Origin of the sequence: Marinobacter sp. C2H3 (assembly GCF_037080155.1) — a bacterium.
In the GTDB taxonomy this organism is placed as follows: Bacteria; Pseudomonadota; Gammaproteobacteria; order Pseudomonadales; family Oleiphilaceae; genus Marinobacter.
The window spans coordinates 480,714-502,360 of sequence record NZ_JBBBNZ010000001.1 but is presented as its reverse complement, the minus strand read 5'-3'; the positions used below and the strand labels follow the sequence as shown (position 1 = coordinate 502,360).

The window sequence follows — 21,647 nt, the reverse complement described above, 5'->3', positions numbered from 1 at the left end:
GGGTACGTGGGGCGGGCTGGAATCAGCCCGCCACCAGCTTGCTGACCGCCCGGTCGAACCGAGCCAGGGCGTCGTCGATGTCGTGCTCCGGAATGATCAGGGACGGGGCCAGACGCACCACGTTTGCACCGGCGATCAGCACCATCACGCCTTCATCCAGCCCGGCGTTGAGGAAGTCTTTGGCCCGTCCGGCCCAGGCGTCGGTCAACACGCAACCGAGCAGCAGGCCGGCGCCACGCACCTCCCGGAACACGCCGTAACGCTCGCCAATGTCCATCATGCCCTTGCGCAGCCGGTCCGAGCGGGATTTCACGCCCCGCAGGATGTCCGGCTGGCTGACGGTGTCGATCACCTTCTGGGCCACGGCGCAGGCCAGGGCGTTGCCGCCATAGGTACTGCCGTGGGTGCCCACGCCCAGGCTCGCGGCAACCTTCGCGGTGGTCAGCATGGCCGCCACCGGGAAGCCACCGCCGAGGCCCTTGGCGCTGGTGAGGATGTCCGGAGTGACGCCGTACATTTCGTACGCGTAGAGATGTCCGGTACGGCCCACGCCGCTCTGCACTTCATCAAACACCAGCAGCGCGTCGTGCTCGTCGCACAGGGCCCGCAGCCCCTCCAGGAACGCCTGATCACCGGGCATGACGCCGCCCTCGCCCTGGATGGGTTCAACCACCACGGCGCAGGTCTTCTCTTTTGAGATCAGGGCCTTCACCGAATCCAGGTTATTGTACTCGGCGTGGTGAATGCCGCCGGGTGCCGGCTCGAACCCTTCCAGGTATTTCGGCTGGCCGCCGACGCTGACGGTGAACAGGGTCCGCCCGTGGAAGGAATTGCGGAACGAAATGATCTCGTGCTTCTGCGGGCCGGTATGCTCCCAGGCGTAACGGCGCGCCAGCTTGAACGCAGCCTCGTTGGCCTCGGCGCCAGAGTTGGCGAAGAACACCCGTTCGGCAAAGGTCAGCTCGCACAGGGAGCGGGCCAGGCGCAGCGCCGGCTCATTGGTCATCACGTTGGACAGGTGCCAGATCTTGTTGGCCTGCTCTTCCAGCGCGCCGATCAGGCCCGGGTGGGAATGGCCAAGACAGGTGACGGCAATGCCGCCCTGGAGGTCCACGTACTCGCGACCTTCCTGGTCCCAGATCCGGGAACCCTCGCCGCGCACCGGAATAATCTGGCCGGGGGCATAGTTGGGCACCATGACGTCGTCAAACAGTTCGCGGGTTACGGGCTCTCTATTCATGGATCTCTCTCACCGGAATTCAATCAGTCAACATAGCAGGCGATTTCCGCCTGTGGCACTAGGTAAGTGTGCGGACGCCTGAGGCTTTCTGAGCTTCATCATACGCCACTCAGGGCATCAGCACATCCGGCAGGCCGGTGCCCGCCAGCTCAATAATACGGTGCGCGGCGCGGTCCGGGCCGAGCAGGGCCTTCACCAGCAGCTTGTAGGAATCCAGGTCAAAGCGGACGCTCTGGCCGTTGAGGGAGAGATCGTGCAGTTCGTCCTCGTGGTGCACGGTGGCCACGTGGATCCAGTTGTACACCACCAGAATGTCGGTTTCGCCGGTCTCCCCGTCCCGCTCAACGATGCCCACCGCGCCCGGCCAGGGCCAGGTGGTCAGTCTCAGGCCGTGGAAGGCAATCTGCGTGCGCAGGTTGTATCGGGTGACGTCTTCGGCGTTTTCGCAGGCGCCCCGGCAGCGGCCCAGCGCCCGCTGGAAACAGGGGCCATCCCGATCGGGCTCCAGGCCGAGCTTCTGGTTGCACAGGTCGTTCTTGGCGGCAATGCCGCTGAGGGCTTTCTCGGCGTCCCGCTTGCTGCGAAACAGGCCGTAATAATCCCCGAGGCGATGGGGTCCCAGTTCCCGGGCCAGCCGGGCCTGGAAATAGCCGGCATCGTCCGGCGACAGCTCAATGGTCACCAGCTGCTTCGCGGCCCGGGAGCGGCGATTGAACAGCGGGTTCAGGGTTTTGATCTGCCGCAGCTCCAGCAGCAGCGCACCCAGCTCGCCGGCGGTGCGGGTGTATTCCACCCGGCGCAGGCTCTCGGACAGGCGCACACCCCGGCTGGTCTGGTGGTCCCCGGAGAAATGGGACGCGACCCGCTGGGCAATACGGGTGCTCTTGCCCACGTACAGCAGCACGTCGTTTTCGCCGTAGAACCGATAAACCCCGGGGGCATCGGGAAGATCGGCCAGGATGTCCGGCGGCAGATGGGACGGCACGCTGGGCCGCTGCAGCAGTTCACCCACCGCCCGGTCCATGGCCTCAACCCCCTGCTCCGCCAGCGCGTGCTCAAAAAACGCCAGCATGGCGGTGACGTCGCCCATGGCACGGTGCCGCTCCACCGCAGGCAGGCCGTGCCGGGCGATCAGGGCGTCTATGTTGTGGCGTTTATGGTCCGGGTACAGTCGCCGGGACAGCTTGACCGTGCACAGTACCTTCGCCGCGAACATCCGGCCAAGGCGCCGGAACTCGGCCTTGACGAAGCCGTAGTCGAAGCGGGCGTTGTGGGCCACGAACACGCAGCCTTCCAGGCGCTCCGCCAGCTCAACCGCCACGGCGTCGAACGTCGGGGCGTCGGCGACCATTTCATTACTGATGCCGGTCAGCCGTTCAATGAACGACGAAATCCGCGCCTGTGGATTGACCAGCGTCTGCCACTCATCCACCACCTGCCCGGACCGCCAGAATCGGATGCCGATCTCGGTGATGCGGTCCCGGGTGGCGTTGCCGCCGGTGGTTTCCAAATCCAGGAAGGCGAAGGTGGTGTCGGGCCGAAAATGGGGGTGGATCGTCATGGCAGTGCTCGCGCTGATCTCATTAAACCCTCAGTTAATCCCTCGAAAGGCGTGTGTGGAACGCTGATACGATGAAGAGTCATCCGCAGATGCCTGTATAACAACGAAAAGACGCTATAGACATTGGTCTAAGCCTTTCACAAATTTATTTGAATTGTCATGCGTTCGTAACTACCTTGTTTGTGGGTCCAACAACAATAAGTGTGTGGAGACAACAACGATGCAAAGCAACAAACTCAGATTTGCGATCCGTGCTACCGCCGTAGCAGCAACACTCGGCATGGCCGGAACGGCCAACGCCGTCAGCTTCGACGCCGGCGGATGGAACACCAGCATTTACGGCTATGCTCGCCTGAATGCAAGCTACGATATCGACGAAAACGTATCTTCCTCTACCCGTTCCTTCAACTACAACGCCATTAACGTTGGCGCAAAGGAAGACAACGAAGCCACCGGTTACTTCGGTGCGGACGCGGTACAGAGCCGTATCGGCGTCAAAACCACCAGCCCCGAGGGCGTAACTTTCAACATCGAAGGTGACTTCCGCGGCAACGGCGGCGGCGACCTGCGTCTGCGCCACGCCTACGGCTCCTACAACGGCATCCTGGCCGGTCAGACCTGGTCCAACTTCACCAGCTTCGTCGGCAACACCCCGACGCTGGACTTCGACTCCCTGCCGGGCGCCGCGGGTTACCAGTCCCGGACCGCGCAGCTGCGTTACACCATGGGTCCCCTGTCTGTCTCTGCCGAGCAGCCGCAGAACTCCCTTGACGGCCAGATCGTTCTTCCGGCCTCAGTAACCAAAAAAGACAGCATGCCGGCCTTCACCGCGCGCTTTGAAGATTCTCAGGGTGGCCTGTCCTACTCTGCTGCCGTTCTGGCGCAACAAGTAGGGTACGATACTGGCACCGCTGACGACGCTACTTTCGGCTTCGCAACCTTCGTAGCCGCGAAAATGGCGCTGACCGATATGTTCACCATCCAGGGCTCCCTGAGCTACACCGATGGTGCCAACAGCTACCTGTACCGCTCCGGCGCACCGAGCGCCTACGTTGATGCAAACGGCGACGTTCAGACCATCAGCGGCTATGGCGGCACCGTAGGTGCAACCATGAACCTGGGCTCCGGCCGCAGCGTGAACCTGGGCTACGGCATGACCTCCGTGGATCTGGACGACGCCGTGAAGGATGGCGCTGCAGATACCGGCACCACCGACGTATCCGCCATCATGGCGAACTACAAGTGGACCCCGGTCAAGAACGTGATGATGGGCGTCGAGTACCAGTACGGTACCCGTGAAGTCCAGAACGGCGACGACGGCGACGCAAGCCGCCTGCTGTTCGCAGCCCAGTACAACTTCTAAGCTTCGGTTTAGAGCCCGTACTGCAAAAACCCCGGCTCCGGCCGGGGTTTTTCGTTATCAGGCCCGCAGCCGGGTGCGCACGCCCCGGGTGGCCATGACCCCCAATACCTCCAGCAGGGACCACACGCCGCGATCCTGCTGCCTCGGTGCCTTGCCCCGGGCAATCCGCGCGATCTGGCGGGTGTACCAGCTCACTTCCATCAGCGCCATGTTATCCACCGCCCGGATGCCGGTGCGGATGGGTCGGACGGCGCTGGTCGCCAATTCGCCACTCAGAATGCGTGCCGGTAGATCCGGTTCCAACACGAGCGGCCGGGCCAAGCCAATCAGGTCCGTGGCACCGGAGCAGAGGGCGTCCGCCATGCCCTCGGCGCTGCGGAAACCGCCGGTGACCATCAGCGGCACCGAGGTACGCGCCCTCACCTGTTCGGCGAAGGTCAGGAAGTAAGCCTCCCGCGCCTGGGTACTGGCCTTGACCGGCTGGCCGTCGCCCTGGGCGCTGCCCCCGAGCGCCATGGCCGGATTTTCGTAGTTGCCGCCGGAGATTTCCACCAGGTCAATGCCTTCCGCCACCAGTACGTCAATCACCGCGAGGGATTCCTCTTCGGTAAAGCCGCCCCGCTGGAAGTCGGCGGAATTCAGTTTGATGCCGACGTTGAAGCCGGGGCCGCAGGCGGCGCGGATGGCCCGGTAGACCGCCAGCACAAAACGCCGCCGGTTTTCCGGGGAACCGCCCCACTTGTCCTGCCGCTGATTGTGGTGGGGCGACAGGAACTGGCTGATCAGGTAGCCGTGGGCGCCGTGGATCTGCACGCCGTCGAACCCGGCCGCCTGCGCCACCGCGGCGCTCCGGGAAAAGCGGGCGATGATGTCCTCAATTTCCGGGCCGGTCAGTGCACGGGGCGTGGCGAACATGCCCCGCAACTCCTTGCGGAACGGAATCGCGCTGGGTGCCACCGGGTCCCGGTTCAGCATCTTCGGGCTCTGCTTGCCCGGGTGGTTCAGCTGCATCCACACCTGCCCGCCCCGGGCCTTGCTGGCCGTGGCCCACTGGGTCAGCAGATCCCGGTCCGCCTCATCCTCAACGACCACGTTCTGAGGCTCGCCGATGTGGCGGCGGTCGATCATCACGTTGCCAGTGATCGACAGCCCGGTGCCGCCCTCCGCCCAGGCCCCGTAGAGGCGCACCAGGGCTTCAGTGGGGTGGTTATCCACTGTGCCCAGGGTCTCGCTCATGGCGGACTTGGCAAAGCGGTTGGGCAACACGGAGCCGTTGGGCAGGGTCAGCGGCTGGGCAAGGTATTCGGCTGGGGTCATGGGGGCCTCTGGGTGGCGGTGACGTTGGCGGCATATGATAAAGCGAGGGTCAGATGAGGGCTTTCATCTGACCCCGGAGGTTGCTGAGGCTGATGGTGCGCCGGTCTTGGGGAGCGGGCATTGGCTGAGGTGCCGGAAGGATGGGGTCAGATGAAAGCGTTCATCTGACCCCGACTTCGCCCCGGTGTTCGCCGCCGATCTGGAGAATGAAAAGGGGTCAGATGAGTTTCATCTGACCCCGACCAGGCCCCAGTGCTCGCGACTGACCTGGGAGCATGAAAAAGGGGTCAGATGAAGGTTTTCATCTGACCCCGGTCTCGCGGGGGATGCCCCCGGATTGCTCAACAGCAACGCTTACAGCAGCAAGGTGCGGATGTCCCCCAACAGCTGGGTCAGCAGGTTGGTGAAGCGCGCCGCGTCGGCGCCGTTGACGGCCCGGTGGTCGTAGGACAGGGACAGCGGCAGCATCAGCCGCGGCTCGAAGGCCTTGCCGTCCCAGACCGGCTTCATCGCCGCCTTGGACACGCCGAGGATGGCCACCTCAGGGGTGTTCACGATCGGGGTAAAAGCAGTGCCGCCAATGCCACCCAGGCTGGTGATGGTGAAGCAGGCGCCCTGCATCTCTGCCGGCTTGAGCTGCTTGTCACGCGCCTTCTGGGCCAGCTCGGCGCTTTCAGCGGCCAGCTCCCACAGGCCCTTCTGGTCGACGTTCCGGATCACCGGCACCATCAGGCCGTGGGGCGTATCCACCGCGATGCCGATGTGCACGTACTTCTTGCGGATGACTTCCTTGCGCTCCATGTCCAGCGAGACGTTGAACTGGGGCAGCTCCATCAGTGCCGCAGCACAGGCCTTGAGCAGGAACGGCAGCGGCGTCATCTTCACGCCCTTCTTCTCGCCGGCGGTCTTCTGGGCCTTGCGGAAGGCTTCCATCTCGGTGATGTCCGCCTCGTCAAACTGGGTGACGTGGGGCACGTTCAGCCAGCTGCGCTGCATGTTGGTGGCGGTGGCCGCCATCATGCGGGACATCCCCTCGCGCTCAACCTCACCAAACTGGCTGAAGTCCGGCAGCTTCACGCCCGGAATGCCAGAGCCGGTGCCCACGCCCGGCCCTTGCTGGGCCTGCTGGAGCTGGCTCTTCACGTAGGCGTGCACGTCGTCCTTGATGATCCGACCTTTCGGGCCGGAGCCTTTCACTCGGGTGAGGTCTGCGCCCAGCTCACGGGCCAGTTTGCGGACCGCAGGGCCCGCATGCACCTTGGTGCCCGGCGACGGTGGTTCGTAGGTGGAACCCTGGGGCTGCGGCTGGCTTTGCGGGGCAGAATCCTGCGCTTTGCCAGACGACGATCCGGACTGCCCGGAGCCACTCTCTTTGCCGGCGCTGGCGTCCTGCTCGGCACCGTCGTCTTCGTCGTCCCCATTGTCATCGCCATCGGCGACCACAGTCATTTCCAGCAGGTCACTGCCCTCGGAGAGCTTGTCGCCCTCCTTGACGAGAATCTTCCCGATCTTGCCCTTGAACGGCGACGGAATCTCCATGGTGGCCTTGTCGGATTCGACGGTCACCAGCGGGTCTTCCTGCTCAACGGAATCCCCTTCGGACACGTTGATCTCGATCACCGGAATGTTGTCAAAGCCGTCCAGGGACGGCACCTTGACGGTCTCCTTGCGGGAGCCGCCGGACGATTTCGCCTTTTTCGGTGCAGGCTTGTCGTCGCTGGCCTTGGCCTCGCTGTCGGTCTTGTCGTCGTTCTCGGCTTTCGCGTCTTTCTCGGCCTTGGCGTCGCCGCTGCCGTCACCGTCATCGGCGCTGTCGCCGCCACCGCTCACCTCAAGGGTGCCAATGACGTCGCCTTCCTTGACCTTGTCACCCACCTTGGCGGTGATCTTGACGATCTTGCCCGCCGCCGGCGCCGGCAGCTCCACCGAGGCCTTGTCGGATTCCACCGTCAGGATCGGGTCTTCCGCTTCCACGGAATCCCCTTCACTGGCGATGATTTCAATGATTTCGACCTCGTCTGCGCCGCCGAGATCGGGAACCTTGATGTCCTGTTGACTCATCTGGCGTTCTCCTTAGCTCTGCACCGGGTTCGGTTTGTTGCGATCGATTCCGTACTTGCGCATGGCTTCGAGAACCTGCTCTTCCTTGATCTCACCGTCTTTGGCCAGGGCCGAGAGCGCGGATACCGCCACGTAGTAACGGTCCACCTCAAAGAAGTGGCGCAGCTTCTCCCGGGTGTCACTGCGGCCGAAGCCGTCGGTGCCCAGCGTCAGATAGGTCTTGGGAATGAACGCCCGCAGCTGCTCGGAGTGCAGCTTGATGTAGTCGGTGGAGGACACCACCGGCCCCTGCTGCTTCTCCAGCATCTGGGTGACGTAGGCCTTCTTCGGCTTGTCGTCCGGATGCAGGCGGTTCCAGCGGTCCACGTGCTGGCCGTCACGGGCCAGTTCGTTGAAGCTGGTCACGCTCCAGATATCGGAGGCCACGCCCCAGTCGTCCCGCAGCAGTTCGGCGGCGGCACGCACTTCGTTGAAGATGGCGCCGGCACCCAGCAGCTGCACGCGGGGGCCTTTTTTCTTGGCCTTCAGCTCCACGGACTCGTACTTGTACATGCCCTTGATGATGCCGTCTTCACAGCCCTTGGGCATGGCCGGCTGTTCGTAGTTCTCGTTCTCGATGGTCAGGTAGTAGAAAACGTTCTGGTTGTCCTCGAACATCTCCTTCATGCCCTGCCGAACGATCACCGCCATCTCATAGCCGTAGGCCGGATCGTAGGCCTTACAGTTGGGAATGGTGTTGGCCAGAATGTGGCTGTGGCCGTCCTGGTGCTGCAGGCCTTCGCCGTTGAGGGTGGTACGGCCGGCAGTCCCGCCGATCAGGAAGCCCCGGGCCTGCATGTCGCCGGAGGCCCACGCCAGGTCACCAATCCGCTGGAAGCCGAACATGGAGTAGAACACGTAGAACGGAATCAGCGGGAAGTTGTTGGTGCTGTAGGACGTGGCCGCGGCCATCCAGGTGGCCATGGAGCCGTCTTCGTTAATGCCTTCCTGGAGGATCTGGCCTTTCTTGTCCTCCCGGTAGTACATGATCTGGTCACGGTCCTGGGGCACGTACTTCTGGCCTTCAGAGGTGTAAATGCCGAGCTGGCGGAACATGCCTTCCATACCGAAGGTCCGCGCCTCGTCCGGCACGATCGGCACCACGCGCTTGCCGATGCGCTTGTCCTTGACCAGCGCGCTCAGAATGCGCACGAAGGCCATGGTGGTGGAGATTTCCCGGCCGTTGGAGCCTTCGAGGATCTGCTTGAAAATATCCAGATCCGGAATCTGCAGCGGCTGGCAATCCTTGCGACGCTTCGGGTAGTACCCGCCCAGCTCCTGCCGGCGCTTGTTCATGTAGACAATCTCCGGGCTGTCCGGCGCCGGCCGGTAGTACGGCACGCTTTCCAGCTCGTCGTCCTTTACCGGGATGCCGAAGCGGTCCCGGAAGGCCTTCAGGGTGTCCATATCGAGCTTCTTGAGGGAGTGGGCGGTGTTCTGGGACTCACCCGCCGCGCCGAAGCCGTAACCCTTGACGGTGTGCGCCAGGATCACCGTCGGGCGACCGTTCGCCTCGTGCACCGCCTTATGGTAGGCGGCGTAGATCTTGTACGGGTCGTGGCCACCGCGGTTGAGCTTGGCGATGTCCTCGTCGGACATGCTCTCAACCAGCTTGGACAGCTCCGGGTACTTGCCGAAGAACTCCTTGCGGGTGACCGCCGGGCCACCGTGGGCGTAGTTCTGCAGGTCGCCGTCGCAAACCTCGTCCATGGCACGCTGCATCACGCCGTCTTCGTCTTTCTCGAACAGCGGATCCCACATGCGCCCCCAGACCACCTTGATGACGTTCCAGCCAGCGCCACGGAAGATGCCCTCCAGTTCCTGGATGATCTTGCCGTTGCCCCGTACCGGGCCGTCCAGGCGCTGCAGGTTGCAGTTGACCACGAAAATCAGGTTGTCCAGGTTCTCACGGCCGGCCTTGGAAATGGAGCCCAGGGTTTCCGGCTCGTCGCACTCGCCGTCACCGACAAAGCACCACACCTTGCGGCCGTCCATGTCGATCAGCTCGCGGTTGTGCAGGTACTTCATGACGTGGGCCTGGTGAATGGCCTGAATCGGCCCGAGACCCATGGATACCGTGGGGAACTGCCAGTAGTCCGGCATCAGCCAGGGGTGCGGGTAGGAGGACAGGCCTTCGCCGTCGACCTCCTCCCGGTATTTGTCCAACTGGGCCTCGTCGAAGCGGCCCTCGAGGAAGGAGCGGGCATAGATGCCCGGTGCGGAGTGGCCCTGGAAGTACACCAGATCCGATTCCTGCTTGTCCTCGCCCCCGCGGAAGAAATAGTTGAAGCCCACGTCGTACAGGGTGGCCGCGGAGGAGAAGGTGGAAATGTGGCCGCCGAGGTCGCCCGGGCGCTTGTTCGCGCGCACCACCATGGCCATGGCGTTCCAGCGGATCAGCGAACGGATGCGGCGCTCCATGAACAGATCGCCCGGCATCTGGGCCTGCTGGGTCACCGGAATGGTGTTCCGGAACGGCGTGTTGATGGAGTACGGCAGCTGGGTGCCGTCGCGGCTGGCGCGCTCAGAAAGCCGCTCAAGAATGTACTTGGCCCGCTCGACGCCCTCGTTCTCGATCAGAGATTCGAGTGCGTCAAGCCATTCACTGGTTTCAATGGGATCATCGTCCTGGTACATCAAACCCTCCCCTAGGCATCAAAAATGCAGCGCGGGCCACGATCAGCGGCCACGACGCGTTGCGTGTCGGTCAGCTGCGCAAGTGCAGAATGTTGTTGTGGGTGTTTCCGCCTGATGGACGAACGGCCTGGCAGTCCATGAGTTATCCATCAAGCATAGAACAGCTTTCAGAGTTTGCCCGCCGGGCGGGCGGATGCGCATCCGGGCTTTTGACCCCGCACCCCGCCGTCACCGCGAACGTCAGCCCGCCTCGAGCGTCGCATGTAGTCATTTTACTACATCTTGGTCAGCCAGCGAACGCATTTGGGGAAATTCGCCCCTGCAAACACCATACCTTTTCGGTTACTTACGCAAGAATGACGGTTTTACGCCATTCAAACAACCAGACTCAGACCAAGGTCGTACGAGTTACGTGATCTCTTTATTGATAGCAGGTCTAAAGAAATCGCAGGCGCGCGACAGTTAACGCCCTGAAGAGACAACTTTATAATCATCATCTTATGCAATGCGTGCCGCCAAAAACGCCAGGCTCACGCCGATTTTATTGATTAGACCTGAAAATAAAATCCGCTTTGGGTATACTCCGCTGTCCGATTTTTAACCACCAGAAAGTGGTCAGGCCACTTTCTGTCCCTTCAACACCAACAGAGGGCGACCCATGAACTCCATCGTCACCTTCCCGAACCGGATTCCGGTGACGGAATTCGAGGAACGACGCTTCAAGGTCTACACGGACCGCCAGCTGGACAAGATCGACGCGATCCAGGCACTCCCCGAAGACACCCGGTTTGAGATGAAAGTGGTGGCCAGCGTGCTGCCCTTCCGGGTGAACGAATACGTGATCAACGAGCTGATCCGCTGGGACCAGGTGCCCAACGACCCAATTTATCAGCTGGTGTTTCCGCAAAAGGCCATGCTGAAGGACGAACACTACGAGCGCATGGCCGAACTGCACCGCCAGGGCGCGGACAAGGCCGAGATTCAGGCGGCGGCGAAAGCCATCCGGGACGAGCTGAACCCGCATCCGGCCGGCCAGATGGAAATGAACATGCCGGAACTGGACGGCGAGGTGCTGGACGGCGTGCAGCACAAGTACCGGGAGACCGTGCTGTTCTTCCCGGCCCAGGGCCAGACCTGCCACAGCTACTGCACCTTCTGTTTCCGCTGGGCCCAGTTTGTCGGCGACAAAGACCTGAAAATGGCCAGCACGGAAGCGGAGAAGCTGCACGGCTACTTGAAGGCGCACACCGAAGTCACCGACCTGCTGGTGACCGGCGGCGACCCCATGGTGATGAAGACCAAGAACCTGGTGCAGTACCTGGAGCCGCTGCTTCAGCCCGAGTTTGACCACATCCAGACCATTCGCATCGGCACCAAGGCGCTGACTTTCTGGCCGTACCGGTTCGTCACCGACAAGGACGCGGATGAGCTGATGGAGCTGTTCGCCCGCCTGGTGGACGCCGGCAAGCACGTGGCGATCATGGCCCACTACAACCACTGGCAGGAAATCACCACCGACATCGCCGAGGAAGCCATTCGCCGCATCCGCGCCACCGGCGCCGAAATCCGCGCCCAGGGCCCGCTGATCAAACACGTGAACGACAGCGCCGATGCCTGGGCGAAGCTGTGGAAGAAGGAAGTGCAGCTTGGCATCATCCCCTACTACATGTTCGTGGAGCGGGACACCGGCGCCAAGAACTACTTCGAGTTGCCCCTGTCCGAGGCTTACCACATCTACCGCGAAGCGATGAAGCAAGTCTCCGGCCTGGCCCGCACCGCCCGCGGGCCCTCCATGAGCGCGGGCCCGGGCAAGGTGGAGATCCAGGGCATCACCGAAATCCAGGGTGAAAAGGTGTTCGTGCTGCGCTTCCTCCAGGGCCGTAACCCGGACTGGGTGCAACGCCCCTTCTTCGCCAAATACAGCGAAACCGCCACCTGGCTGCACGAGCTGGAGCCGGCCTTCGGCGAGGAGAAGTTCTTCTTCGAAGACGAATATGAGCAGATGCGTCGGGGCAATGGCTGAAACCCGGGTCAGAGGCCTGGGGTCAGATGAGGATCTCATCTGACCCCGATTTCAAACTCCAAAGCTAAGTTCCGGGGTCAGATGAACGCTTTCATCTGACCCCGTTTTTCGTCATACCCGGAATCAACCACCCCGCCGGAACTTCGGCACAAACCCCTCAGGCTTGTCCTTCAGCCACGCCACAAACACCCTCAGCTCCTCAATCTCCAGCAGCGCCTCCCGGGTATTGAAGTACAGCCCCAGCTCAACTTCGGTTCGGGCCTTGTGGATGGCGTTGTGGCATGGGCGGCATACCCAGAGCGTGCGGGTGATGAGGTCTTCCCGGTCAAACAGTTTCTGGATGCGCTTCTTTCGGTGCAGGTGTTTGGGGATCAGGTGATGGCGGGTCAGGGCCGCGACTGGCCGCTCGCACAGCTCGCATCGATCAGGTTGCGGCGGGAGCTTGAGCATGACGGTCGCGGCCTTGGCTTTATCTGGAGTGAACCCGGGGTCAGATGAAGGCGTTCATCTGACCCCAATTTCGGTAAGCCCGGGGTCAGATGAGAATCTCATCTGACCCCAATCTGGCGTCCGGAGTCAGGCGTCTGGGGTCAGATGAACGCTTTCATCTGACCCCGTTTTCGTACACGCGATTGGCGGTTAGTGCATCAGCGTATACAACCTCCTACGGTAAGCGCGCACGTCCGGATTGTTGTTGCCCAGCTTCTCGAACAGCTCGACCAGGGTGGTCTTGGCGACGCCGTCTTTGTAGGCGCCGTCGGCCTGCATCAGGCGGATCAGCAGATCCATGGCCTCGGCGTTCTGCTCCTGCAGGACTTTGTGCAGGGCGAGCTGATGCAGGGCTTCCGGATCCTTGGGGTTGTCCGCCAGCCGGGCTTCCAGGTCTGCCACCGGCGGCAGGGCGCCAGACTGGCGCAGGAATTTCACCCGGGCCGCCAACTGCTTGGCCTTGTGCTGCAGCTTTTCCTCCGGCGGCAGGCTGGCGAGCACCTGCTCAGCGGTGTCCAGGTCGCCCTGCTCTGCCTTCAACTGGGCCAGGTCGATCAGGACGTCGAGGTTGTCCGGGTCTTTCTGGTTCAGTTCGGTCAGCAGCGCCAGGGCGCCGTCGACATCGCCGGCCTCCCAAAGCGCGTGGGCGTTCTCGTACGGATCTTCCGCCGGCGCCTCCACGTGCTTTTCGAGAATCTTGCGAACCTCACTCTCCGGCAGCGCGCTGTTAAAACCATCCACGGCCTGGCCGTTCTTGACCAGGATCACGGTGGGCAGGCTGCGCACACCCAGGGACGCCGTCAGTTCCTGCTGCTGATCCGCATTGACCTTGGCCAGTTGGAAGTTGCCCTGGTACTCCTCCGCCAGCTTCTGCAGGATCGGCATCAGCTGTTTGCACGGTGCGCACCAATCCGCCCAGACGTCCACGAGAATAGGCGTGGTGGCAGAGGCGTCCATCACCTTCTGCTGGAAGTTGTCGATCGTTGCGTCAAAGATGTACGGGGATTGCGTCATGAAAAGGCATCCTGAACCAGAGTGGTAAAGATTGGGTACAACCATAAGGGCGCCGGCCCGGAAATCAAGCCGGTTGAAAAAGCCGGACCTGACGTTACATAGGCTGTATTACCCAACCCTTTTGAGGCCCTGAGAGCTACACGGTATGAACGACGACAACCGCAATGACTCCCTGGACGATTTGGAAGAAGACGTGACCGAGTACATCGGCAAGGACGAGAACAGCAAGAGCCTGGCGTTGCCCCAGCAGAATCTGCCCCGGCGCATGTACGTGCTGCCCGTGTCCAACCGGCCGTTTTTTCCGGCCCAGGTGCAGCCGGTGATGGTGAACCAGAACCCGTGGCATGAAACCCTCAAACGGGTGGGCGAGACCGACCACCGCATTCTGGGCATCTGCTTTGTCGAGAACCCCGAGGACGGCAACCGGGTGCCGGGGAGCGAGGAATTCGAGACCATCGGCTGCGCCGTGCGGGTTCACCACGCCCAGCAGGAAGGCGGCAAGGTGCAATTCATTGCCCAGGGCCTGCAGCGGTTCCGCATCGTACAGTGGCTGCGGCGCCGTCCGCCCTACCTGGTGGAAGTCGAATACCCGGAAGAACCGGAAGAACCGGCGGACGAGCTGAAGGCCTACACCCTGGCGATCATCAGCGCCATCAAGGAGCTGCTGCGCACCAATCCGCTGTATGGCGAGGAAGTGAAACAGTACCTGTCCCGTTTCGGTCCGGACGACAGCTCGCCTCTGGCCGACTTTGGCGCCTCCATGACCAGCGCCCCGGGGCGCGAACTGCAGGATGTCCTCGACACCGTGCCCCTGCTGCGCCGCATGGAGAAAGTGCTGCTGCTGATGCGCAAGGAGCAGGAGGTCGCGCGGCTGCAGTCCGAAATCAACGAAGAAGTGAACGAGAAGGTGCAGAAGCACCAGCGGGAGTTCTTCCTGCGGGAGCAACTCAAGGTGATCCAGCGGGAGCTGGGCATCGCCAAGGACGACAAAACCGCGGACGCCGAGCGCTTTGAGCAGCGAATGTCCGAGCTGAACCCGCCGGCCGCCGTTCGTGAGCGTTTCGACGATGAACTGCAGAAGCTGCAGGTACTGGAGCAGGGCTCCCCGGAGTACGGCGTCACCCGCAATTATCTGGACTGGCTGACCCAGGTACCCTGGGGCCAGTACTCTCAGGATCATTTTGACCTGGCCGCCGCCCGCCAGATTCTGGACCGGGACCACGATGGGCTGGATGACGTCAAGGATCGCATTGTCGAATTCCTCGCTGAGGGCACCTTCAAGGGCGAGATCAGCGGCTCCATCCTGCTGCTGGTGGGGCCGCCCGGCGTCGGCAAGACGTCCATCGGGCGCTCCGTGGCCGATGCCCTTGGCCGGGAGTTTTACCGGTTCAGCGTTGGCGGCATGCGGGATGAAGCGGAAATCAAGGGCCACCGCCGTACCTACATCGGCGCCATGCCAGGCAAGTTCGTGCAGGCCCTGAAGGACAGCAAAGTAGCCAACCCGGTGATCATGCTGGATGAAATCGACAAGATCGGTTCGTCATTCCAGGGCGACCCGGCGTCCGCGCTGCTGGAAACCCTGGACCCGGAGCAGAACCGGGAGTTCCTGGACCACTATCTGGACGTGCGCATGGACCTCTCCAAAGTGCTGTTCATCTGCACCGCCAACCAGTTGGACACCATCCCAAGGCCGCTGCTGGACCGGATGGACGTGATCCGGCTGTCCGGCTACATCGGCGAGGAAAAATTGGCCATCGCCAAGCATCACCTCCTGCCGCGCCTGCTCAAGCGGGCCGGGCTGATGAAGAAGCAACTGAACATCACCGACGCGGCGCTGCGCCAGGTGATCGAGGGCTACGCCCGGGAAGCCGGCGTGCGCAATCTGGAGAAGCTGCTGCACAAGATCGTGCGCAAAGGCATTGTGAAGCTGCTGGAGCAGCCGGATCAGCCGGTGAAAGTGGGCGCACCGGACCTGCCCGCCTACCTGGGCCAGCCGGTGTTCCGCAAGGAAAAATCCCTGAAGGGGACCGGCGTGGTCACCGGCCTGGCCTGGACCGCCATGGGTGGCGCCACCCTGAGCATCGAGGCATCCCGCATTCACAGCAGTCAGCGGGGCTTCAAGCTCACCGGGCAGCTGGGAGATGTGATGCGCGAATCGGCGGAGATTGCCTACAGCTACGTCTCCTCCAACCTGAAACGGTTCAAGGGTGACCCGACCTTCTTCGACAAGTCCTTCGTGCACCTGCACGTGCCCGAAGGCGCCACGCCGAAGGACGGCCCCAGCGCCGGCGTGACCATGGCCACCGCTCTGCTCTCCATCGCCCGCAAGGAGGCACCCCAACAGAACCTGGCGATGACCGGCGAGCTGACCCTGACCGGGCAGGTGCTGCCCGTGGGCGGTATCCGGGAAAAGGTGATTGCAGCGAGGCGCCAGAAAATCAGCCACCTGATTCTGCCGGAGGCCAACCGGGGGGACTACGACGAGTTACCGGAGTACCTCAAGGAAGGCCTGACGGTGAACTTTGCCAAGCACTATAACGACGTATTCCAGGTGTGCTTCGGCGGCAAACCGCGGGCGGGGGCGTCGGTGCACTGAGGAGTAAGTCAGGGGTTAGATAGCAGTCAGGGGTCAGATGAAAATGGGGTCAGATGAAAAAACTCATCTGACCCCATTTTCATCTGACCCCTTTTTCATGACCCCGTTTTTATTCAGGCCTTCTCTTTCCAGCCGTCGTCCTTGAGAACGGGCCCCACATCCAGCACCGGGGAAGCGTCGATGTCGTCGGCGTCCATCATGTTGGCGACGCGCTGGAGGGACGCCAGGATCATGGTCTGCTCCCACTCGGCCAGGCTCTGGAATTTCTCGATGAAATCTTCCTGCAGCGGGTTCGGCGCCCGGGACAGGATGTCGGCGCCGGCCTCGGTCAGGTGGGCATGGACCTTGCGCTTGTCCTGGGTGCTGCGGACCCGGTACACCAGTTTGCGGTGCTCGAGCCGATCCAGGATGGTGGTGACGGTGGCCTGGCTCAGGCTGACTTTGTCCGCAATGGTGCCGATGGTAACCTCGCCCAGGTCCCGGATGGTGCGCATGATCAGCAGCTGGGGCCCGGTCAGGCCTGCGTGCTTGCTCAAGCGCTTGGAGTGCAGGTCGGTCGCCCGGATCACCCGGCGAAGGGTGACCAGAACCTGTTCATGGCTGTTCACATTGTGGCTCCTGTCGAACCGTTGAACACAATACTTACACCACTAACTATTAGAGGTCGTTGGATCCGGGAAAGCAAGTAGGGGTTTTTACCAAAGCTCACTATGCTAAGGTTTCGCACCTTCAACCCACCCGACACACGGATCAGGCCCGATGATCAGAACCCTTGTCATCCTCGCGGCGCTCCTTGCCATCATCAGCCCCCTGCACGCCCAGGAAACCGCAGACGCGCCCGACCAAGCCGTCACGGCGGACGACGTTCAGCAGCGGATAAACACGCTGGACAAGCCGATGTACACCCCGTTCGTGGAAAGCTACCTGCTGCAGGAAACCAAAGCCTTGCGCAAGGAAATGCTCGAAACCCGGGCGGAGCTGATCGAAAAAGTGGCGGACAAGGAACTCACGGTGGCCGACAAGAGCATGTCCTACGCCACCGATACGGTGACCTACTTCTTCTACCTGATCGCGGGCGCCACCTCGATCCTGGTGATCATCGGCTGGAACTCCATCCGTGACATGCGCAATCAGCTGGGCAACGTCGCCGAGCGGCGCGTCAATGAGCTGGTGGTGGAGTACGAGAGCCGCCTCAAGGACATCGAGGAACAGCTGCAACAGAAGTCGGACATTATCCAACAGAACCAGGAAGAAATCGAGCGCACCAACGAGGTGCACTCGCTCTGGTTGAAGGCAAGCCAGGAGACTTCCCAGCAGAACAAGATTGCCGCCTACGACCGCATTCTCGACCTGCGTCCGGACGACGTGGAAGCACTCAGCTACAAGGCCGACGCGGTACTGGAGATGCAGGAGCCGCTGTGGGCCATCAGCCTGTGCCAGCGCGCCCTGAAACTGGACCAGGACAACGGCCACGCCCACTACCAACTGGCTTGCGCCTACGCCGAGATTGGCCGCTGGGAAGATGCGGTGGGTACCCTGGAGAAGGCCATCTGCATTTCGGAGGCCTACCGGGACGACGCCTCTGTGGACCCGAGTTTTGCCCAGCTGCACGACCACGACAGCTTCCGGGCCCTGGTCTTTCCCGATAGGGACGAGCCGGCGACCGACAGCTAAGCCAGCAGGCACAACAATTGCTTGAGCGAAGGAGACAGACTACGCGCCGTGTTCCTTCGCCGCACCCGCCCGCGCCGCTTGACAACCAGGGGCCCGTGGTGTTTGTTTAACGCGTTGAGAACACAAGAATAACCCTGAACCCAACAGGACACTCCAATGAAACTCTCAGTGAAAAAACTTGCCACCGCTGTAAGCGCTTCCGTCGCCCTGATGTCCGCCGGCCACGCCGCCGCCGATATCAAAATCGGGATTGCCGGCCCGATGACCGGTCCGGTTGCCCAGTACGGGGACATGCAGTTCTCCGGTGCTCGCATGGCCATCGCGCAGATCAACGCCAACGGCGGCGTGATGGGCGAGAAGCTGGTCGGCGTGGAATACGACGACGTGTGTGACCCCAAGCAGGCCGTGACCGTGGCGAACAGCCTGGTCAATGACGGCGTCCAATACGTGGTCGGCCACCTGTGCTCCAGCTCCACCCAACCCGCCTCCGACATCTACGAGGACGAGGGGGTGCTGATGATCACCCCGGCCTCCACCAGCCCAGACATCACGGAGCGCGGCTATGAGTTGGTGTTCCGCACCATCGGCCTCGACAGCATGCAGGGCCCGGTGGCCGGCAATTTCATCGCCAGCCAGAAGCCGGAGCGGGTTGCCGTTATCCACGACAAGCAGCAGTACGGTGAAGGCATTGCGACCGCCGTGCGCGACACCCTGAAAGACCAGGGCATCAACGTGGTGATGTTCGAAGGCATTACCGCCGGCGCCAAGGACTTCTCCTCCCTGGTGTCCAAGCTCAAGCAGGAAAACGTGGATTTCGTCTACTACGGCGGCTACCACCCGGAGCTGGGCCTGATCCTGCGCCAAGCCAAGCAAGCCGGCCTCGACGCCCAGTTCATGGGCCCTGAGGGCGTTGGTAACAAGGACATCAACACCATCGCCGGCGACGCCGCCGAAGGTCTGCTGGTGACCCTGCCTCCGAGCTTCGATGAGAAAGCCGAGAACCAGGCGCTGGTGAAGGCGTTCAAGGACAAAGGCGAAGACCCGTCCGGCCCGTTCGTGCTGACCTCCTATGCGGCGGTTCAGCTGGTGGCCGAGGGCATCGAGGCCGCCGGTTCCAAGGACCCGTTCGAAGTGGCCAAGGCTCTGCACAGCGGCAGCTTCGAGACGCCGATCGGCACCGTTCAGTACGACAAGAAAGGCGATCTGAAGTCGTTTGACTTCGTGGTGTACCGTTGGCATTCAGATGGCACCAAAACTCCGGTAAAATGAGCCGAAATCGTTACTGAACGATAGAACTGAGAGCACCTTCCCGCCGCGATCCGGGGGAAGGTGTTTTTCTAGGCTCCTGCGGATTCCACCCGAGCCCGTCGCCGGATAACCCGGCGCCAGGCCCGGCTGGCGGAGGGAGCAGGCCTCCGGAGCTCAAAAAACAATGCAAGACCTCCTCTACCTCTTCCAACAGCTCGTCAACGGGCTGACGATCGGGAGCACCTACGCCCTGATCGCCATCGGTTACACGATGGTTTACGGCATCATCGGCATGATCAACTTCGCCCATGGTGAAATCTACATGATTGGCGCCTACACGGCCCTGATCACCATCACCGGGCTGGCCACGCTCGGTGTGACCTGGCTACCCCTGATTCTTTTTGTCGCACTTGTCTGCGCCATGATCGTCTCAAGCGCCATGGGGTGGGCCGTAGAGCGGATCGCGTACCGACCGGTTCGGGGCCGTCACCGGCTGATCCCGCTGATCTCCGCCATCGGCATGTCCATCTTCCTCCAGAACTACGTGCACCTCGCCCAGGGCTCCCGCAACATCGGCTTCCCGGCGCTGATCCAGGGCGGCTTCGAGTTTGGGCCCGCGGACAGCTTCCAGGCCCGCGTGTCCTTCATGCAGATCACCATTTTCGTCACCACACTGATCTGCATGAGCGCGCTGTCGGCGTTCATCTCCCGGTCCCGGATCGGCCGTGCCTGCCGGGCCGTCTCCCAGGACCTGGGCATGGCCAGCCTGCTGGGCATCGACACCAACCGCATCATCGCGGCCACGTTCGTGATTGGCGCCGCCCTGGCCGCCGTCGCGGGCCTGCTGTTGGGCATGTACTACGGCTCCATTGACCCGCTGTTCGGGTTCATCGCTGGCCTCAAGGCCTTTACCGCGGCGGTCCTCGGCGGCATCGGCAGCATTCCCGGCGCCATGCTTGGCGGATTGATCCTCGGGGTCGCCGAGAGTCTCACGGCGGGCTATCTCAGCTCAGAATACAAAGACGTGGTGTCGTTCGGCCTGCTCATCCTGATTCTGCTGTTCAAACCCACCGGCCTGCTCGGCAAACCGGAGGTTGAGAAAATCTGATGGCTGCCAACAACGTACGACACGCGTTTTTCAGCGCGCTGATTACCCTGATTATTTCCTACCCCATTCTAGGCCTGAACCTCGAAGCCCAGGGCGTCAACGTCACCCTGACCGGCGCCGACAGTTCCACGGTCATGGCCATTTTCGCCGCCGTGATTCTCGTCTTCGTGTTCCAGCTCTATCGGGAATCGCTGCTGGACAAGATTCGTGGCCTGCCCCTGCTGCGGCCCAAGGCCGATAAAGAGCCCATGGCCGAAAACAAGCGCGCCCGCATCGAATCCTGGGTGATTACCGGCATTGTGGTGCTGGCGCTGTTCTGGCCGTTCTTCGTGTCCCGGGGCTCCGTTGACCTGGCCACGCTGGTGCTGATCTACATCATGCTGGCCCTGGGCCTGAACGTGGTTGTGGGCCTGGCAGGCCTGCTCGACCTGGGTTACGTAGCGTTCTACGCCGTCGGCGCCTACACCTTTGCCCTGCTGGCCCAATACGCGGATTTCTCGTTCTGGATGGCGCTGCCGGTGGGCGCCTGCCTGGCCGCCCTGTTCGGCCTGCTGCTTGGCTTCCCTGTGCTGCGACTGCGTGGCGACTACCTGGCCATCGTGACCCTTGGCTTTGGCGAGATCATCCGCATCCTGCTGAACAACTGGACCAATCTCACCGGCGGGCCCAACGGCATTGGCGGCATTCCCGAACCCACCCTGTTCGGTATGGAGTTTGGTCGCCGGGTCAAGGAAGAAGGCAACGTGTCCTTCCACGATACGTTCGGTATTGCCTACTCAAGCGAGCACAAGGTCATCTTCCTGTACCTGATTGCCCTGGTGCTGGCAGTGTTCACCGCCCTGGTCATCCGCCGCTTTATGCGCATGCCGGTAGGTCGAGCCTGGGAAGCCCTGCGGGAGGACGAAATCGCCGCCCGCTCCCTGGGCCTGAGCCGCACCGCCGTGAAGCTCTCCGCGTTCACCATCGGCGCCTTCTTTGCCGGCTTCTCCGGCACCGTCTTTGCCTCCAAGCAGGGGTTCATCAGCCCGGAATCCTTCGTCTTCCTGGAGTCCGCGATTGTCCTGGCGATCGTCGTACTGGGGGGCATGGGCTCGCAGATCGGCGTGATTCTGGCGGCCATTGCGGTCACCATCCTGCCGGAGCTGGCCCGGGAATTCTCCGAATACCGGATGCTGGTGTTCGGCGCGGCCATGGTGCTGATGATGGTGTGGCGACCGCAGGGCCTGATGCCCATGCGACGGATCCACATTGAACTGAATCCCCGGCAGGAGTGACGG

15 protein-coding genes are annotated in these 21,647 nt (G+C 62.3%); 7 read left to right on the top strand and 8 right to left on the bottom strand.

The window, feature by feature from the left end:
* Window positions 1-22: 22 nt before the first annotated feature.
* Together V3388_RS02195 and V3388_RS02190 are read right to left on the bottom strand one after the other, a co-directional pair.
* Window positions 23-1,240 (bottom strand): aspartate aminotransferase family protein, encoded by a 1,218-nt coding sequence (locus V3388_RS02195; protein WP_336365879.1) that lies wholly within the window; start codon window positions 1,238-1,240, stop codon window positions 23-25.
* 109 nt (window positions 1,241-1,349) lie between these two features.
* Window positions 1,350-2,801 carry an exonuclease domain-containing protein gene (locus V3388_RS02190; RefSeq protein ID WP_336365878.1) on the bottom strand — a complete coding sequence of 484 codons (1,452 nt, stop codon included), beginning with the start codon at window positions 2,799-2,801 and terminating at the stop codon, window positions 1,350-1,352.
* Between the two features lie 220 nt (window positions 2,802-3,021).
* Here V3388_RS02190 and V3388_RS02185 point away from each other — a divergent pair, with 220 nt between their 5' ends.
* The gene (locus tag V3388_RS02185; protein WP_336365877.1) at window positions 3,022-4,164 is read left to right on the top strand and encodes a DcaP family trimeric outer membrane transporter; all 1,143 of its coding nucleotides are present in this window, start codon (window positions 3,022-3,024) and stop codon (window positions 4,162-4,164) included.
* 57 nt (window positions 4,165-4,221) lie between these two features.
* Here V3388_RS02185 and V3388_RS02180 read toward each other — a convergent pair whose 3' ends face one another.
* The 3 genes from V3388_RS02180 to aceE all read right to left on the bottom strand — a co-directional run bounded on the left by V3388_RS02180 (window position 4,222) and on the right by aceE (window position 10,218).
* Window positions 4,222-5,481, bottom strand: a complete 1,260-nt coding sequence (locus V3388_RS02180; protein ID WP_336365876.1) for an NADH:flavin oxidoreductase/NADH oxidase family protein — start codon at window positions 5,479-5,481, stop codon at window positions 4,222-4,224.
* A 354-nt stretch (window positions 5,482-5,835) separates the two neighbouring features.
* Entirely contained in the window at window positions 5,836-7,542 is a 1,707-nt protein-coding gene (gene aceF, locus V3388_RS02175; RefSeq protein ID WP_336365875.1) for a dihydrolipoyllysine-residue acetyltransferase, read from the bottom strand.
* Between the two features lie 12 nt (window positions 7,543-7,554).
* Window positions 7,555-10,218, bottom strand: coding sequence for a pyruvate dehydrogenase (acetyl-transferring), homodimeric type (gene aceE / locus V3388_RS02170; protein ID WP_336365874.1), 2,664 nt, complete (start codon window positions 10,216-10,218; stop codon window positions 7,555-7,557).
* A 658-nt stretch (window positions 10,219-10,876) separates the two neighbouring features.
* Here aceE and V3388_RS02165 point away from each other — a divergent pair.
* Window positions 10,877-12,241 (top strand): KamA family radical SAM protein, encoded by a 1,365-nt coding sequence (locus V3388_RS02165; RefSeq protein WP_336365873.1) that lies wholly within the window; start codon window positions 10,877-10,879, stop codon window positions 12,239-12,241.
* 123 nt (window positions 12,242-12,364) lie between these two features.
* Here V3388_RS02165 and V3388_RS02160 read toward each other — a convergent pair whose 3' ends face one another.
* Together V3388_RS02160 and V3388_RS02155 are read right to left on the bottom strand one after the other, a co-directional pair.
* Entirely contained in the window at window positions 12,365-12,691 is a 327-nt protein-coding gene (locus V3388_RS02160; protein ID WP_336365872.1) for a hypothetical protein, read from the bottom strand.
* Between the two features lie 189 nt (window positions 12,692-12,880).
* Window positions 12,881-13,744, bottom strand: a complete 864-nt coding sequence (locus V3388_RS02155) for a co-chaperone YbbN (protein WP_336365871.1) — start codon at window positions 13,742-13,744, stop codon at window positions 12,881-12,883.
* Between the two features lie 145 nt (window positions 13,745-13,889).
* On the opposite strand from V3388_RS02155, the gene lon reads away from it, so the two are divergent.
* Complete coding sequence (gene lon, locus V3388_RS02150; protein WP_336365870.1) at window positions 13,890-16,340, top strand: endopeptidase La; 2,451 nt, start codon at window positions 13,890-13,892, stop codon at window positions 16,338-16,340.
* Window positions 16,341-16,453: 113 nt separating this feature from the next.
* Here the strand turns inward: lon and V3388_RS02145 are convergent, their stop codons facing one another.
* Window positions 16,454-16,948, bottom strand: coding sequence for a MarR family winged helix-turn-helix transcriptional regulator (locus V3388_RS02145; protein WP_336365869.1), 495 nt, complete (start codon window positions 16,946-16,948; stop codon window positions 16,454-16,456).
* A gap of 151 nt (window positions 16,949-17,099) precedes the next feature.
* Here V3388_RS02145 and V3388_RS02140 point away from each other — a divergent pair, with 151 nt between their 5' ends.
* The 4 genes from V3388_RS02140 (at window position 17,100) to livM (ending at window position 21,644) form a co-directional block, all read left to right on the top strand.
* On the top strand, window positions 17,100-18,014 hold the full coding sequence (locus V3388_RS02140; RefSeq protein WP_336365868.1) for a tetratricopeptide repeat protein: 915 nt from the start codon (window positions 17,100-17,102) through the stop codon (window positions 18,012-18,014).
* A 156-nt stretch (window positions 18,015-18,170) separates the two neighbouring features.
* On the top strand, window positions 18,171-19,283 hold the full coding sequence (locus V3388_RS02135) for a branched-chain amino acid ABC transporter substrate-binding protein (RefSeq protein ID WP_336365867.1): 1,113 nt from the start codon (window positions 18,171-18,173) through the stop codon (window positions 19,281-19,283).
* Between the two features lie 163 nt (window positions 19,284-19,446).
* Complete coding sequence (gene livH / locus V3388_RS02130; RefSeq protein ID WP_336365866.1) at window positions 19,447-20,370, top strand: high-affinity branched-chain amino acid ABC transporter permease LivH; 924 nt, start codon at window positions 19,447-19,449, stop codon at window positions 20,368-20,370.
* Window positions 20,370-21,644 carry a high-affinity branched-chain amino acid ABC transporter permease LivM gene (livM, locus tag V3388_RS02125; protein ID WP_336365865.1) on the top strand — a complete coding sequence of 425 codons (1,275 nt, stop codon included), beginning with the start codon at window positions 20,370-20,372 and terminating at the stop codon, window positions 21,642-21,644. The genes livH and livM overlap by 1 nt, the downstream gene beginning before the upstream one ends.
* Window positions 21,645-21,647: the final 3 nt, after the last annotated feature.